Annotated in this window: 11 protein-coding genes and 1 pseudogene; 7 read left to right on the top strand and 5 right to left on the bottom strand. The window is 62.7% G+C overall.

Going from position 1 to position 14,107, the window contains the following annotated elements; all coding sequences use genetic code 11:
* Nucleotides 1-6 precede the first annotated feature (6 nt).
* The 5 genes from pyrR to gshB all read right to left on the bottom strand — a co-directional run bounded on the left by pyrR (nucleotide 7) and on the right by gshB (nucleotide 3,708).
* Nucleotides 7-513: a bifunctional pyr operon transcriptional regulator/uracil phosphoribosyltransferase PyrR gene (gene pyrR, locus AOA59_RS17350; protein ID WP_017139446.1), complete on the bottom strand. Its 507-nt coding sequence runs from the start codon at nucleotides 511-513 to the stop codon at nucleotides 7-9.
* An 82-nt stretch (nucleotides 514-595) separates the two neighbouring features.
* The gene (ruvX, locus tag AOA59_RS17355; protein WP_003213744.1) at nucleotides 596-1,033 is read right to left on the bottom strand and encodes a Holliday junction resolvase RuvX; all 438 of its coding nucleotides are present in this window, start codon (nucleotides 1,031-1,033) and stop codon (nucleotides 596-598) included.
* Complete coding sequence (locus AOA59_RS17360; protein WP_017139445.1) at nucleotides 1,033-1,602, bottom strand: YqgE/AlgH family protein; 570 nt, start codon at nucleotides 1,600-1,602, stop codon at nucleotides 1,033-1,035. The genes ruvX and AOA59_RS17360 overlap by 1 nt, the downstream gene beginning before the upstream one ends.
* A gap of 169 nt (nucleotides 1,603-1,771) precedes the next feature.
* Entirely contained in the window at nucleotides 1,772-2,677 is a 906-nt protein-coding gene (locus AOA59_RS17365; RefSeq protein ID WP_058422192.1) for an energy transducer TonB, read from the bottom strand.
* A gap of 77 nt (nucleotides 2,678-2,754) precedes the next feature.
* Nucleotides 2,755-3,708: a glutathione synthase gene (gene gshB, locus AOA59_RS17370; RefSeq protein ID WP_056857702.1), complete on the bottom strand. Its 954-nt coding sequence runs from the start codon at nucleotides 3,706-3,708 to the stop codon at nucleotides 2,755-2,757.
* Between the two features lie 240 nt (nucleotides 3,709-3,948).
* Between gshB and pilG the strand changes: the two genes are divergently transcribed.
* From pilG to AOA59_RS17405, 7 genes and pseudogenes are all read left to right on the top strand, one after another.
* Complete coding sequence (gene pilG / locus AOA59_RS17375) at nucleotides 3,949-4,356, top strand: twitching motility response regulator PilG (protein ID WP_010564379.1); 408 nt, start codon at nucleotides 3,949-3,951, stop codon at nucleotides 4,354-4,356.
* Between the two features lie 46 nt (nucleotides 4,357-4,402).
* A complete protein-coding gene (gene pilH, locus AOA59_RS17380) occupies nucleotides 4,403-4,768 on the top strand; it encodes a twitching motility response regulator PilH (protein ID WP_017139442.1) in 366 nt (121 codons plus the stop codon).
* A 12-nt stretch (nucleotides 4,769-4,780) separates the two neighbouring features.
* Nucleotides 4,781-5,305, top strand: a complete 525-nt coding sequence (locus tag AOA59_RS17385) for a chemotaxis protein CheW (RefSeq protein ID WP_065912202.1) — start codon at nucleotides 4,781-4,783, stop codon at nucleotides 5,303-5,305.
* Complete coding sequence (locus tag AOA59_RS17390) at nucleotides 5,302-7,353, top strand: methyl-accepting chemotaxis protein (RefSeq protein WP_065912201.1); 2,052 nt, start codon at nucleotides 5,302-5,304, stop codon at nucleotides 7,351-7,353. The genes AOA59_RS17385 and AOA59_RS17390 overlap by 4 nt, the downstream gene beginning before the upstream one ends.
* 177 nt (nucleotides 7,354-7,530) lie before the next feature.
* Nucleotides 7,531-13,344: an Hpt domain-containing protein gene (locus AOA59_RS17395; RefSeq protein ID WP_099488456.1), complete on the top strand. Its 5,814-nt coding sequence runs from the start codon at nucleotides 7,531-7,533 to the stop codon at nucleotides 13,342-13,344.
* On the top strand, nucleotides 13,337-13,792 hold the full coding sequence (locus AOA59_RS17400) for a chemotaxis protein CheW (RefSeq protein ID WP_065912199.1): 456 nt from the start codon (nucleotides 13,337-13,339) through the stop codon (nucleotides 13,790-13,792). The genes AOA59_RS17395 and AOA59_RS17400 overlap by 8 nt, the downstream gene beginning before the upstream one ends.
* 143 nt (nucleotides 13,793-13,935) lie before the next feature.
* Nucleotides 13,936-14,049: pseudogene (locus AOA59_RS17405) on the top strand (chemotaxis protein CheW); the annotation flags it as partial.
* Between the last annotated feature and the right edge of the window lie 58 nt (nucleotides 14,050-14,107).

A 14,107-nucleotide genomic window follows, 5' to 3' on the forward strand; every position in this document is an offset into this window, starting at 1 on the left:
GGCGGTTTAAAGGGCAAGGTCTTGCAGTTCGAGTTCGAGCGGCGTGGGACCGGACAATTTTACCCGTTGATGGGCTTGCAGTGACAGCGTTGCGCCAACCACGTCCGGGCTGATCGGCAATTCGCCGGCGTCCAGGTCCAGCAGGCATACGAGGGTCACGCTGGCCGGGCGGCCGTAGTCGAACAGCTCGTTGAGGGCGGCGCGGATGGTGCGGCCGCTCATCAGCACGTCGTCGATCAGCACCAGATGCTGGCCTTCGACCTCGAATGGCAGTGCCGAGGGCTGTACTTGCGGGTGCAGGCCATTCTGGCTGAAGTCGTCACGGTAAAAGGACACGTCCAGGGTGCCCAGCGGCGAATCGCTGCCCAGTTCTTCCAGCAGCGCCTGGGCCACCCACACACCGCCGGTGCGGATCCCGATAAAACGCGGCTCGCTGATGGCGCGGTGTTCCAGGTGGGCCTTAAGGCGAATCGCCATCTGGCTGATCAGTTCGGCGGGATTGGGCAGGCTCATGGTGGCTCCTTCAAGGCCTTGCGCGGCGAGGGCGCGGCAAGGTCCGGACTCAAACGTAAAAAGACGCGGCAAGCCGCGTCAGTCAGGATTCAAATAAAGCGGTGTTTTCGTCCAGCCAACCCTGTAACAACAGGGCGGCGGCGATGGCGTCCACCGGGTTGTCGCGGTAGCTGCCTTTTTGCCCGCCACGGTCGCGGCGCTCACCCTTGGCTTCGAAGGTGGTCAGGCGTTCGTCGTGGGTATAAAAGGGCAGGTTGTAACGGCCATTGAGGCGGCGGGCGAATTTTTCCGCGCGCAGGCACATCTCGCTGGGAGTGCCGTCCATGTTCAACGGCAGGCCGACCACGACCGCATCAGGCTTCCACTCTTTAATCAGGGCTTCGACCTGGTTCCAGTCCGGCACGCCGTTCTGGGCTTTCAAGGTGCACAGCTCGCGGGCCTGGCCGGTAATCACCTGGCCGACCGCTACGCCGATCTGTTTGGTGCCGTAGTCAAAACCGAGGATCAAGCGCAAAGCCATCAGGCGTGCCCCGCCTGGCTGGTCAGCAGGCTGAGGTTGACCCGCAGCTTGGCGGCAGCCGCTTCCAGGCGCAGCTCGCTGGCGGTGTTGAACAGGATGTCGGCGTCAAACGGGCAGGTCAGCCAGGCGTTGCTGGCCAGTTCGGCTTCCAGTTGCCCGGCTTCCCAGCCGGCGTAGCCCAGGGTGATTACGCTTTGCTCGGGGCCGACGCCGTCGGCGATGGCGAACAACACGTCCTGGGAGGTGGACAGCGACACGCCTTCAAGGTCTACCGTGGCCTGAAACTTCGGCCCGGTGGGGTGCAGCACAAAACCACGATCGGTCTGCACCGGCCCGCCAATGTAGATCGGCACGCCCTGGCAACGCGCCGGCGGGTCGATCTCGGGGCGCAATTGCTCAAGGATATCGGCCAGATTCAGCTCTTGCGGGCGGTTGACCACCAACCCCATGGCACCATTGGCCGTGTGCTCGACGATGTAGGTCAAGGTCTGCGCAAAGTTCGGGTCGGCCATATGGGGCATGGCGATCAGGAATTGGTGCTTGAGGTAGGTCGGGCTGACATTTTTCATGTCCACTAGTGTGGCGTTGGAGGGGCGAACTGACAAGCTGGAGTTAGTGATCGCTCCCACGCTTTGCGTGGGAGTGTCGCCTGTGACGCTCCGCGTCACGCTCTTAAAAGCGGACGCGGAGCGTCCTGAGATGCGTTCCCACGCAGAGCGTGGGAACGATCCGTTGTCATCAATTGCTGGACAGCCGATCGCCCCTGGCAAACTTCCAGGTGCGGATGATTTCCAGGCGGTCGATGTCGTTCAAGTCACCGGTAAACGGCGCGAAAGGCGCAGCCAGGCGCACGATGCGCTGGGCAGCCTGGTCCAGCAGCGGCTGGCCGGACGACTCCAGCACCTGCACTTCATAAAGCGAACCGTCGCGGTTGATCGACACCAAAAGACGCAAATTGCCATAGATCTGCTGGCGTCGTGCTTCATCCGGGTAGTTGAGGTTGCCGATGCGCTCGACCTTCTTGCGCCACTCGTCCTTATACCAGGCGCCTTTGTCGCGCATGGTCGAGGCAGCATTCAGCCGGTAAATGCGCGGGCGTTTGGCGTATAGCTGCTGTTCATTGGCCAGTTCGGCTTCAAGGCTGGAAATCTGGTCGGAAAGCTGTGAGCTGTCGAACGTAGGGGCCGGTTTGACGGGCTCCGGCGTCGGCTCGGTCTTGGCTTTCTCGCGCTGGGTCGCAGCTTTTTGCGGTTTGGGCGCGACGGTGGTCACAGCAGCCTTGGGCGCGGCCTGCTTGACCTCGGGTTTGGGGGCGGGTGGCGGCGTGACTTTATTGACCTTGTTGTCCTGGAAGGGCGCCACTTCGGTGGTCTTGGGCACGGCCTTCTTGTCGAGGGTGCCACTGCCTTGCTGGTTGTCCTGGGCGAGAAAATCGGCCTTTTCGGGCTTCTTTTCGCTCTTGAACGTAGCGAGGGTGATTTCCAGGGTTTTGCTGATCTGCTTGGGCTCGACGTAGGTGAAGCCCAGGCCCAGGAGTAGGGCGAGGTGGATCAAGGCGGCCAGGAACAGGGTAAATCCGAGCCGATCAGCCGGGCGCACGCCGCTGGGGGAGAGTTCGGGGGGCAGATCGGACGGGAGTGTCATGACAAAAAAACCAACATCGCGCGTTTCACAGGTGGCGCATGATAACGCAATGTTGGTGTGTGTCCGGCTGTTCTATGTCACTTGGCTTGTAGCTTGCGCTCAATGGCCGCCATCAGCATTTCGCCGATGTTCGTGCCAAATGCGTTGTCGATCTCGCGAATACAGGTCGGGCTGGTGACGTTGATTTCGGTGAGGTTCTCGCCAATTACGTCTAGTCCTACAAACAGCAGGCCTTTTTCCCGCAGGGTTGGGCCAACCTGAGAGGCGATCCAACGGTCTTTGTCCGACAAGGGGCGTGCCTCACCACGACCACCGGCCGCCAGGTTGCCACGGGTCTCGCCTGCCGCCGGAATACGCGCCAGGCAATAATCCACCGGCTCGCCGTCGATCATCAGGATGCGCTTGTCGCCGTCCTTGATCGCCGGGATATAAGCCTGGCCCATGATCTGCTGGGTGCCCAGCGCGGTCAGGGTTTCCAGGATCACCGACAGGTTCGGGTCGCCGGCGCGGTGACGGAAGATCGACGTACCGCCCATGCCGTCCAGCGGTTTGAGGATCACATCACCGTGTTTGGCGGCGAATTCACGCAGCACGTCGGCACGGCGGCTGACCACGGTCGGCGGCGTGCACTGCGGGAACAGCGTGGCGAACAGCTTTTCATTGCAGTCGCGCAGGCTCTGCGGCTTGTTGACGATCAGCACACCCGCGCGCTCGGCCTGTTCCAGCAGATACGTGGAGTAGACGAATTCCATGTCGAACGGTGGGTCTTTGCGCATCAGGATCACATCCAGATCGCTCAACGGGCTGTCGATTTCGTCCGACAGCTCAAACCACTTCTCAGGGTTGGCAAACACCTGCAGCGGGCGCATGCGTGCGCGGGCTTCGCCGTCGCCCTGGTAAAGATCGCGCTGCTCCATATAGAACAGGGTCCAGCCGCGGGCCTGGGCGGCCAGGAGCATGGCCAGCGAGCTGTCCTTTTTATAGGAAATGCTGGCGATAGGGTCCATGACAATGCCGACGCGAACGCTCATGGGGGATTTCCTCTAGCAAATTAGGGCGCATAAAAAGTGGCGTCAGAGTGGCGCTGCGGCTGTTGTGGGTCAAGGAAAAACCACCTGGCCGGTTGCTCGATAGATTGCGCCCGGAGACTGTGCTAAAAAGACTGCCACGGCGCAGCAGCCCTTGAATTCCAAGGCTTGCGGCGCTCATCCTGTGCAACATCAGGCAGTACACACCGAAAACCGATTCGCTGTGGCGATGGTAGAGCAGATATGGAACAGCATTCCAACGCCTTGAGAGTGATGGTGATCGACGATTCAAAAACGATCCGCCGCACGGCCGAGACGCTGTTGAAGAACGTGGGCTGCGATGTGATCACGGCCATCGACGGTTTCGATGCCCTGGCCCGGATTGTTGATCATCACCCGCACATTATCTTTGTCGACATCATGATGCCGCGCCTGGATGGCTACCAGACCTGCGCCCTGGTGAAGAACAACCCGGCGTTCAAGTCGATCCCGGTGATCATGCTGTCGTCCAAAGACGGCCTGTTCGACAAGGCCAAGGGGCGCATCGTGGGTGTCGATCAGTTTTTGACCAAGCCTTTCAGCAAGGAAGAACTGCTGGGTGCAATCAAGGCTTACGTGCCTGGGTTCGCCGCAGTAGAACAAGCACACTGACGCCGCCTCACAAGGGCCGGCGCCGACCAATGTAGTGGGGAAAACCATGGCACGCGTTCTGATCGTCGACGATTCGCCGACTGAAATGTACAAACTCACCGGCATGCTCGAAAAGCACGGCCACGTGGTGCTCAAGGCCGAAAACGGTGCGGACGGCGTGGCCCTGGCCCGTCAGGAAAAACCCGACGCCGTGCTGATGGACATCGTGATGCCGGGCCTCAACGGCTTCCAGGCAACCCGCCAGCTGTCCAAGGAGCCGGAAACCAACGGCATTCCGATCATCATCATCACCACCAAGGATCAGGAAACCGACAAGATCTGGGGCGCACGCCAGGGTGCCAAGGATTACCTGACCAAGCCGGTGGACGAAGACACCCTGATCGCCACCTTGAACAAGGTACTGGCCGGCTAAAGGCTCGCGATCATGACCGAGTCGCAAACCGCCTTCGAGCTGCTGCTGGACATCGACCGCCGCTGCCGCCTGCTGGCCGCCGACCTGCCGTCCCAGGAAGCCCGCCTGCAACGCTGGAGCGGGATCGGCTTTCGCCTGGGGCCCCACTGGTACGTGGCGCCGATGGGCGAAGTCGCCGAAGTGCTGCATGAGCCGCGTTGCACGCTGATGCCCGGCGTCAAGCCGTGGGTCAAGGGCGTGGCCAACCTGCGCGGGCGTTTGCTGCCGGTGATGGACCTGGGCGGTTTTCTTGGCCTGGAACTGTCCAAGGCACGCAAGCAGCGGCGGGTGCTGGTGGTCGAGTACAACGACCTGTTTGTCGGGCTGCTGGTAGACGAGGTAGTGGGCATGCAGCATTTCGCACAAGACGCATTGTTGGTGAGCACTGCCCCAGCCGCGCCGTTTATCCAGGGTGAGTTCGACAGCGATCAGTTGTGGCAAGTCTTCAGCCCCTTCGCTCTGGCCCAGGCCCCGGGCTTTATGGATGTTGCCGCATGACCACCGTCACCACGCCCAAACCCCAGGCCGCGTCGCGCAGCCGCTCACAGATCATCGTGCTGTTTATCGCGCTGATCGTGTTCATCATGCTGTTGTTTGCCAACTTCGCGTACCTCAACACCCAGTCCACCTATGACAAGCAGTACATCGGCCACGCCGGTGAGCTGCGTGTGCTGTCCCAGCGCATCGCCAAAAACGCCACCGAGGCCGCTGCCGGCAAGGCCGCCGCGTTCAAATTGCTGGGCGATGCGCGCAACGACTTTGCCCAGCGCTGGGGCTACCTGAAAAAAGGTGATACCGAAACCGGTCTGCCCGCCGCGCCCAGTGCGGTTCGTGCGGAAATGCGCGCGGTGCAGACCGACTGGGAAGCGCTGCTGAAAAACACCGACGCGATTCTCGCCAGCGAGCAAACCGTGCTGTCCCTGCATCAAGTGGCCGCGACCCTCGCCGAAACCGTGCCGCAATTGCAGATGGAGTCGGAAAAGGTCGTTGATATCCTGCTGCAACGTGGCGCACCGGCCGGCCAGGTAGCCTTGGCGCAACGCCAGTCGCTGTTGGCCGAGCGCATTTTAGGCGCGGTCAACACCGTGTTGGCCGGTGACGAAACCGCCGTGCAGGCCGCTGATGCCTTTGGTCGCGATGCCAGCCGCTTTGGTGTGGTGCTCAACGGTATGCTCAATGGCAACCCGGGCTTGCGCATCACCCAGGTCGAAGACCATGACGCCCGCGCGCGGCTGGCGGAAATTTCGGAGCTGTTCGAGTTTGTCTCCGGCTCCGTGGATGAAATCCTCGAAACCTCGCCGCAACTGTTCCAGGTACGGGCCTCGGCGAGCAATATCTTCAACCTGTCGCAAACCCTGCTCGATGAAGCCTCGCACTTGGCCACAGGTTTTGAAAACCTCGCCAGCGGGCGCAGTTTCGACACTATTGGCGGCTATGTGCTGGGTTTGCTGGCATTGGCCTCGATCATTCTGATCGGCCTGGTGATGGTGCGCGAAACCAACCGCCAACTGCATGAAACCGCCGAGAAGAACGAGCGCAATCAGAACGCGATCATGCGCCTGCTCGATGAAATCGAAGACCTGGCCGACGGCGACCTCACCGTGACCGCCTCGGTCACCGAGGACTTCACCGGCACCATCGCCGATTCCATCAACTACTCCGTGGACCAACTGCGCGATCTGGTTGCCACCATCAACCTCACCGCCGGGCAAGTGGCCGGTGCGGTGCAGGACACCCAGGCCACCGCCATGCACCTGGCCCAGGCTTCTGAGCACCAAGCCCAGCAGATCGCCGAAGCCTCTACGGCGATCAACCAGATGGCGCAGTCCATCGATCAAGTGTCAGCCAACGCCGCCGAATCTTCGGCCGTGGCGGAGCGCTCGGTGGAAATCGCCAACAAGGGCAACGAGGTGGTGCACAACACCATCCATGGCATGGACAACATCCGCGAACAGATCCAGGACACTGCCAAACGTATCAAACGCCTGGGCGAATCTTCCCAGGAGATTGGCGACATCGTCAGCCTGATCGACGATATTGCCGACCAGACCAACATCCTCGCCCTCAACGCCGCCATCCAGGCGAGCATGGCCGGTGACGCCGGGCGCGGTTTTGCGGTGGTGGCGGATGAGGTGCAAAGGCTGGCCGAGCGCTCATCCGCCGCCACCCGGCAAATCGAAACCCTGGTGCGGGCGATTCAGGCCGACACCAATGAAGCGGTTATCTCCATGGAGCAGACCACCACCGAAGTGGTACGCGGTGCGCGGCTGGCCCAGGACGCGGGCGTGGCGCTGGAAGAGATCGAAGGCGTGTCGAAAACCCTGGCGGCGCTGATTCAGAGCATCTCGAATGCGGCGCAGCAACAGACCTCATCGGCGGGGCAGATTTCGCTGACGATGAATGTGATTCAGCAGATCACCACGCAAACGTCGTCGGGTTCTACGGCCACGGCGGAAAGCATCGGCAATTTGGCAAAAATGGCCAGCCAGTTGCGCCGGTCGGTGTCGGGTTTCACCCTGCCGCCGCCTAAACAGGCCGATGATTGAAATGCTATCTGGAAAACACCACAGTCCAAATGTGGGAGGTGGCTTGCCTGCGATGGCGGTGGGTCAGTTGCATAGGTATCAACTGACAGTCCGCCATCGCAGGCAAGCCAGCTCCCACAGGTGATCTCCATTGTTCTTGGCAACACCAGCAACTCATAAATTTTAAGCGGAGCAGTTATGGTTGATCGGCACGACTACGTGGCCCTCGAATGGGTCAAGGGCGACATTGCCGAAACCCTGAAACAGGCCCGTTCGGCGCTGGATGCGTTTGTCGAAACCCACGACAGCGACGCCATCGCCGAGTGCCTGGCCGCCATCCACCAAGTGCATGGCGCGCTGCAGATGGTGGAGTTTTACGGCGCAGCCCTGCTCGCCGAAGAGATCGAAGAACTCACCCTGGCCCTGCAAGCCGAGCGCGTCGGCCAGCGCGATGAAAGCATCCGTCTGCTGCAACAAGCCCTCAGCCAATTGCCGTTGTATCTGGACCGCGTGCACAGCGCCCGCCGCGACCTGCCGCTGGTGGTGTTGCCGCTGCTCAATGACCTGCGCAGTGCGCGCGGCGAAAGCCTGTTGTCGGAAACCAGCCTGTTCAGCCCGCAACTGCTGTCGATTGCACCGTTGCCCGACGAAGCCCTGGCCCGGCGCGCAGTGCCGGAACTGCACGAACAACTGCGCCAGTGGCACCACCTTTTGCAACAAGCTTTGGCCGGCCTGCTGCGCGAAGACCATGGCCCGAGCAACCTGGAAGACATGGCGCGGGTGTTCGCGCGCCTCGAAGCGCTGTGCCAGGGCGCGCCGCTGTTGCCCTTGTGGCAAGTCACCTCGGCGCTGGTCGAAGGCATGCTCACTGGCGTGATCGCCAACAGCCCGGCGCTGCGCAGCCTGCTCAAGGCCAGCGACAAGCAACTCAAGCGTCTGCTGGCCCAGGGCATTGGCGGTATCAATCAGCCTGCGCCGGACGAGTTGCTCAAGAGCCTGCTGTTTTATGTGGCCAAGGTCACTCGTCCGACGCCGCGCATGCAAAGCCTCAAGGAGCGTTATGGCCTGGATGAGGCGTTGCCCGACAGTGCCGTGGTCGACGCCGAGCGGGCGCGCCTGGCCGGGCCGGACCGCAATGCCATGGGCTCGGTACTCGGCGCATTGTGTGAGGAGCTGGTGCGGGTCAAGGAGCGCCTCGACTTATTCGTGCGCAGCGACCGCCAACACACCGACGACCTGGATACGCTGCTGGCGCCATTGCGGCAGATCGCCGATACCTTGGCCGTGCTGGGCTTCGGCCAGCCGCGCAAGGTGATCATCGACCAGCTCGCCGTGGTGCTGAGCCTGGTGCAAGGTCACCGCGAACCCAATGACGCCGTACTGATGGACGTCGCCGGCGCCTTGCTCTATGTCGAGGCCACACTGGCCGGCATGGTCGGCACCGTCGAACCGGAAAGCCGCGAAGAAAGCCGCCTGCCCACCACCGACCTGACGCAGATTCATCAACTGGTGATCCGCGAGTCGTGCCAATGCCTGCGCCAAGCCAAAGAACTGGTGATCGACTGCATCGAAGCCGACTGGGACCGCCAACGCCTGGAATCCCTGCCGGAGTTGCTCAGCCAGGTGCGCGGCGCCTTGGCTATGATTCCACTGCCACGCGCAGCGAGCCTGATGCGCGGTTGCACCGATTACGTCGACGAACAGTTGATGGTCAACGACACGCCGCCGACCCAGGCGCAGTTGGCGCATTTTGCCGAGGTGATCAGCAGCCTTGAGTACTACCTGGAACGCATGCTCCAGGACGCTGACGCTGCGGGCGAACGCGTGCTGGAACTGGCCACCCAAGGCTTGGCCGCGCTGGGTTACCTGCCCGCCGAGAAACCCTGGCGTCAGGCGCTGGTTGCGCCAGAGGGTGCATTGTCGGCCGACAGCACGCCGAGCCAGTCCCAGTTCGATGCCCTGGCCAGCCCGATCACGCGCTTGAACCCGCCGGCGCTGCATCGCCCCGGCAGTTTGCTGCCGCCGCCGGCCGATGAAGAACCCATCGACGATGAACTGCGTGAAGTCTTCCTCGAAGAAACCGACGAGGTCCTCGACGTACTGCACCGCCACCTGCCCAACAGCGCCGACAAAACCGCCCAGGGCGAAATGCGCCGGGCCTTTCATACGCTCAAAGGCAGTGGTCGCATGGTCCGCGCGCTGGTGCTGGCCGAGCTGGCCTGGGCCGTGGAAAACCTGCTCAATCGCGTGCTCGAACGCAGCGTGGCCCTCGACCCCGACGTGCAACACGTGCTGGATGAAGCGGTGGCCCTGCTGCCCGAATTGATCGCCGACTTCGCCACCGACGACCAACACCAGCGCGATGAAGTCGACGCCCTGGCCGCCCGTGCCCATGCCCTCGCCAGTGGCAGTGCAAAGGCCGAGCCCCACGACCCGATGCTGCTGGAGATCTTCCGCAACGAAGCCCAGAGCCACCTGGAGAGCATTAACCACTTCCTGCAACAGGCCGCCGAGCATGTGCCGCTGCAAGTCAGCGATGAGCTGCAACGCGCCCTGCACACCCTCAAAGGCAGTGCCTACATGGCCGGCGTATTGCCGATTGCCGAACTGGCGCGGCCGCTGGATCACCTGACCCGTGAGTACAAGGCCCACCGCCTGCCGCTGGACCTGGACGAAGTGGAACTGCTGCTGGAAGCCGAAGGCCTGTTCCAGCGCGGCCTGCGTCAACTGGACAGCGACCCGCTGGTGCCGATCAAAGGTGCGCCGGACCTGATCAGCCGCACCCAACGCCTGCTTGACCAACAACTGCAAGCCTTGCTCGACGCGCCGAGCACGGGCCTGCGCATCAAACGCGACCCGCAGTTGATCGCCAATTTCCTGGCCCAAGGCATGGATATCCTGCTCGACGCCGAAAGCCTGTTGCGCCGCTGGCAGCAGCACCCCGGCGAACGTCAGGAACTCACCGCACTGCTGGACGAGTTGACCACCTTGGGCGAGGGCGCGCATATCGCCGACCTGCACAGCATCGACGAACTCTGCGAAGCCTTGCTTGACCTCTACGGCGCGGTGGAGGAGAGCAGCCTGGCGGTCAGCGAGCGGTTTTTCCACGAGGCTGAACAGGCCCATGACGCACTGATCAACATGCTCGACCAGTTGGCGGCGGGGCAGGAAATCAGCCCGGCGCCGGCGCGGGTGCAGGCCCTGCGCGAATTGCTCGATGAAGCCCTCGACCCGTCGGCCACCGGCCTGATCAAAAGCGACGGCAGCCGTACCTTCAGCATCGCTGAATTGGGCGCGGCCACGGCGCAGTTGAGCCAGGACACGGCGATGGACGATGAGATCGTCGAGATCTTCCTCGAAGAAGCCGTGGACATCCTCGACAGTGCCGGGCAGTCACTCAAGCGTTGGCTGCTGGAGCCCGACAGCGCCGCGCCGTTGTCTTCATTGCAGCGAGACTTGCACACCCTCAAGGGTGGCGCGCGCATGGCCGAAATCGGCCCGATTGGCGACCTGGCCCATGAGCTGGAAGGCCTTTACGAAGGTTTGGTGGACCGCCGTTACAGCTACTCCACCGAGTTGTCCCACGTGTTGATGGCCAGTCACGAGCGGCTGGCCTTGCAGCTCGATCAACTGCAAGACCAACAACCCCTGAGCGACTCCAGCGACTTGATCGCGCAACTGCGCGAGTTGCGCCACAGCAGCACGCCAGCGGCCCCCGTCGCAGCATCCGAAGTAGCGACCGCCGACCCCGAGTTGCTGGAAATTTTCCTCGAAGAAGCCGCCGATATTCTCGACAGCTCCGGCAGCGCGCTGCTGCGTTGGCAGGCTGAGCCGAACAATCGCCAGGAAGTGGAAACCCTGCTGCGTGACCTGCACACCCTCAAGGGCGGCGCGCGCATGGTCGAAATCGGGCCGATTGGCGATCTGGCCCATGAGCTGGAATTTCTCTACGAAGGGTTGTCGGCCGGTTTGCTGGCGCCGTCGCCGGAACTGTTTTCGCTGCTGCAAGGTTGCCACGACCGCCTGGCGCAGATGATCGATGCCGTGGCGGACGGTTTGCCGGTGGGCTCGGTGGACAAGCTGATCGAGCGGATCAAAAGCCTGGTGCACCCGAGTGATGAGCCGCTGGCGCCGGTTGCACTGCCCGCCGGCAAGGCCGAAGCGGCGGTCGACCCGGCTGCGGACATGGTGAAAATCTCCGCCGATTTGCTCGATGATCTGGTCAACCTGGCCGGCGAAACCTCGATCTTCCGGGGGCGCATCGAGCAGCAGGTCAATGATGCGCGCACGGCCCTCAACGAGGTCGAAACCACCATTGAGCGCATGCGCGACCAACTGCGCCGCCTCGACAGCGAAACCCAGGGCCGTATCCTCAGCCGTCAGCAGGCCGAGGCCGAGCGCTTGGGTTATGAAGAATTCGACCCGCTGGAAATGGACCGCCATTCGCAGTTGCAGCAATTGTCCCGTGCGTTGTCCGAGTCCGCTTCCGACCTGCTGGACCTCAAGGAAACCCTCGACCGCCGCAACCAGGATGCGCACAACCTGTTGCAGCAACAGGCGCGTATCAACACCGAGTTGCAAGAAGGTCTGATGCGCACGCGCATGGTGCCGTTTGAACGTATGCTGCCGCGCCTCAAGCGCATCGTGCGGCAGGTGGCGCAGGAGTTGGGCAAGGACGTGGAGTTCGTGGTCGGCAATGCCGAAGGCGAGATGGACCGCAACGTGCTGGAACGTATGGCCGCGCCGCTGGAACACATGCTGCGCAACGCCGTCGACCATGGCCTTGAGTCCCGCGAAGCACGTGTGCTGGCGGGCAAACCGGAAAAGGGTCGTATCACCCTGGACCTGACCCACGAAGGCGGCGATATCGTGTTCGACATGCGTGACGACGGCGCCGGCGTGCCGCTGGACGCGGTGCGGCGCAAGGCGATCAAGCGCGGCCTGCTCGGCCCCCATCAAGAGATCAGCGACCGTGACGTGTTGCAGTTCATCCTGCAACCGGGCTTCTCGACGGCGGAGAAAATCACCCAGATTTCCGGGCGCGGCGTGGGCATGGACGTGGTGCACGAAGAAGTGCGCCAGCTTGGCGGCTCGATGGTGATTGACTCCACGCCCGGTGCGGGCGTGCACTTTCGTATTCGCCTGCCGTTTACCGTGTCGGTCAACCGGGCGCTGATGGTGCAGTGCGCGGACGATCAATATGCGATCCCGCTCAACACCATCGAAGGCCTGGTGCGTGTGCTGCCCCACGAGTTGGCCGGGCACTATCAGCAAGACCCGCCGCGTTATGAATATGGCGGCCAGCGTTACGAATTGTTCTACCTTGGCGACCTGCTGCATACCGTCAGCCGCGCCAAATTGCTCGGCCAATACCAGCCGGTGCCGATGCTGCTGGTGCAATACAACGAACGGCGCGTGGCGGTGCATGTGGATGCCATGGTCGGTACGCGGGAGATAGTGGTGAAGGGCCTGGGGCCGCAGTTTGCGGGCGTGCAGGGCTTGTCCGGTGCGACCATCCTGGGTGATGGCCGCGTGGTGCTGATCATTGATCTGCTCGCGCACATCCGCGCCCGCCAACCAGCGTTGCCGGCCCAGGCGGTCGATGCGCCGCTGGTCCTCAACGACCCACTGAAAAAACGCCCGCTGCTGGTGCTGGTGGTGGACGATTCGGTCACCGTGCGCAAAGTCACCAGCCGCCTGCTGGAACGCAACGGCATGAACGTGCTCACCGCCAAAGACGGCATCGACGCTATCGCCTTGCTCGAAGAACACACCCCGGACCTGATGCTGCTCGACATTGAAATGCCGCGCATGGACGGCTTCGAAGTGGCGATCCAGGTGCGCAATGACCCGCGCCTGATGCGCCTGCCGATCATCATGATCACCTCGCGCACCGGGCAAAAACACCGCGACCGCGCCATGGCCATCGGCGTCAACGACTACCTCGGCAAGCCGTACCAGGAGTCGGTGCTGCTGGAGAGCATCGCCTACTGGAGCAAGTCCCATGCTTGACCACCGCACCAGCCAACTCACCGGCCTGTTGTTGCCCTTGGCCGACCGCCACTTGGTGCTACCCAATGTGGCCGTGGCCGAGCTGATCGACTTCCAGCGCGGCGAACCGGCCAGCGATGCGCCGCCGTGGTACCTGCGGCAAGTGACCTGGCGCGACCGGCAAATACCCCTGATCAGCTTTGAAGCGGTGTGCGGCGAAGCAATCCTGACCGCCGAGCGCTCGCGCATCGTGGTGCTGAACGCGCTGGGCGGGCGGCCGACATTGAAGTTTATTGCGCTGGTGATCCAGGGCATTCCCCGCTCGTACAAGCTCGACAGCGAATTGAGCTACGTAGACGTGCCGCTGTGCCCGCTGGAGTTGGCGGCGGTGCAGGTGGGCGAGCACGTGGCGAAGGTGCCGGATTTGATGGGGCTTGAAGCGCTGTTGGTCGAGTCCGGCCTGGCCTGACGGCGATGATCGTTCCCACGCTTCGCGTGGGAATGCATCCCGTGACGCTCCGCGTCACCCTTGCGCTGGTCTTGAGCCTTGCACTGCCTGGCGGGACGCGGAGCGTCCCAGGCGGCATTCCCACGCGGAGCGTGGGAACGATCGACGTGCCACTGTGCCCGCTGGAACTTGCGGCAGTGCAGGTGGGCGAGCACGTGGCGAAGGTGTCGGACTTGATGGGGTTGGAGGCGTTGTTGGTCGAATCTGGCCTGGCCTGACGGCGATGATCGTTCCCACGCTCCGCGTGGGAATGCATCCCGTGACGCTCCGCGTCAC

The sequence above is a fragment of the Pseudomonas sp. 2822-15 genome (assembly GCF_002742515.1).
In the GTDB taxonomy this organism is placed as follows: domain Bacteria; phylum Pseudomonadota; class Gammaproteobacteria; order Pseudomonadales; family Pseudomonadaceae; genus Aquipseudomonas; species Aquipseudomonas salomonii.

Excerpts from the sequence above, each read along its gene's own strand:
- pyrR (WP_017139446.1), bottom strand. The coding sequence starts at position 513 with ATGAGCCTGCCCAATCCCGCCGAACTGATCAGCCAGATGGCGATTCGC.
- ruvX (WP_003213744.1), bottom strand. The coding sequence starts at position 1,033 with ATGGCTTTGCGCTTGATCCTCGGTTTTGACTACGGCACCAAACAGATC.
- AOA59_RS17360 (WP_017139445.1), bottom strand. The coding sequence starts at position 1,602 with ATGAAAAATGTCAGCCCGACCTACCTCAAGCACCAATTCCTGATCGCC.
- AOA59_RS17365 (WP_058422192.1), bottom strand. The coding sequence starts at position 2,677 with ATGACACTCCCGTCCGATCTGCCCCCCGAACTCTCCCCCAGCGGCGTG.
- gshB (WP_056857702.1), bottom strand. The coding sequence starts at position 3,708 with ATGAGCGTTCGCGTCGGCATTGTCATGGACCCTATCGCCAGCATTTCC.
- pilG (WP_010564379.1), top strand. The coding sequence starts at position 3,949 with ATGGAACAGCATTCCAACGCCTTGAGAGTGATGGTGATCGACGATTCA.
- pilH (WP_017139442.1), top strand. The coding sequence starts at position 4,403 with ATGGCACGCGTTCTGATCGTCGACGATTCGCCGACTGAAATGTACAAA.
- AOA59_RS17385 (WP_065912202.1), top strand. The coding sequence starts at position 4,781 with ATGACCGAGTCGCAAACCGCCTTCGAGCTGCTGCTGGACATCGACCGC.
- AOA59_RS17390 (WP_065912201.1), top strand. The coding sequence starts at position 5,302 with ATGACCACCGTCACCACGCCCAAACCCCAGGCCGCGTCGCGCAGCCGC.
- AOA59_RS17395 (WP_099488456.1), top strand. The coding sequence starts at position 7,531 with ATGGTTGATCGGCACGACTACGTGGCCCTCGAATGGGTCAAGGGCGAC.
- AOA59_RS17400 (WP_065912199.1), top strand. The coding sequence starts at position 13,337 with ATGCTTGACCACCGCACCAGCCAACTCACCGGCCTGTTGTTGCCCTTG.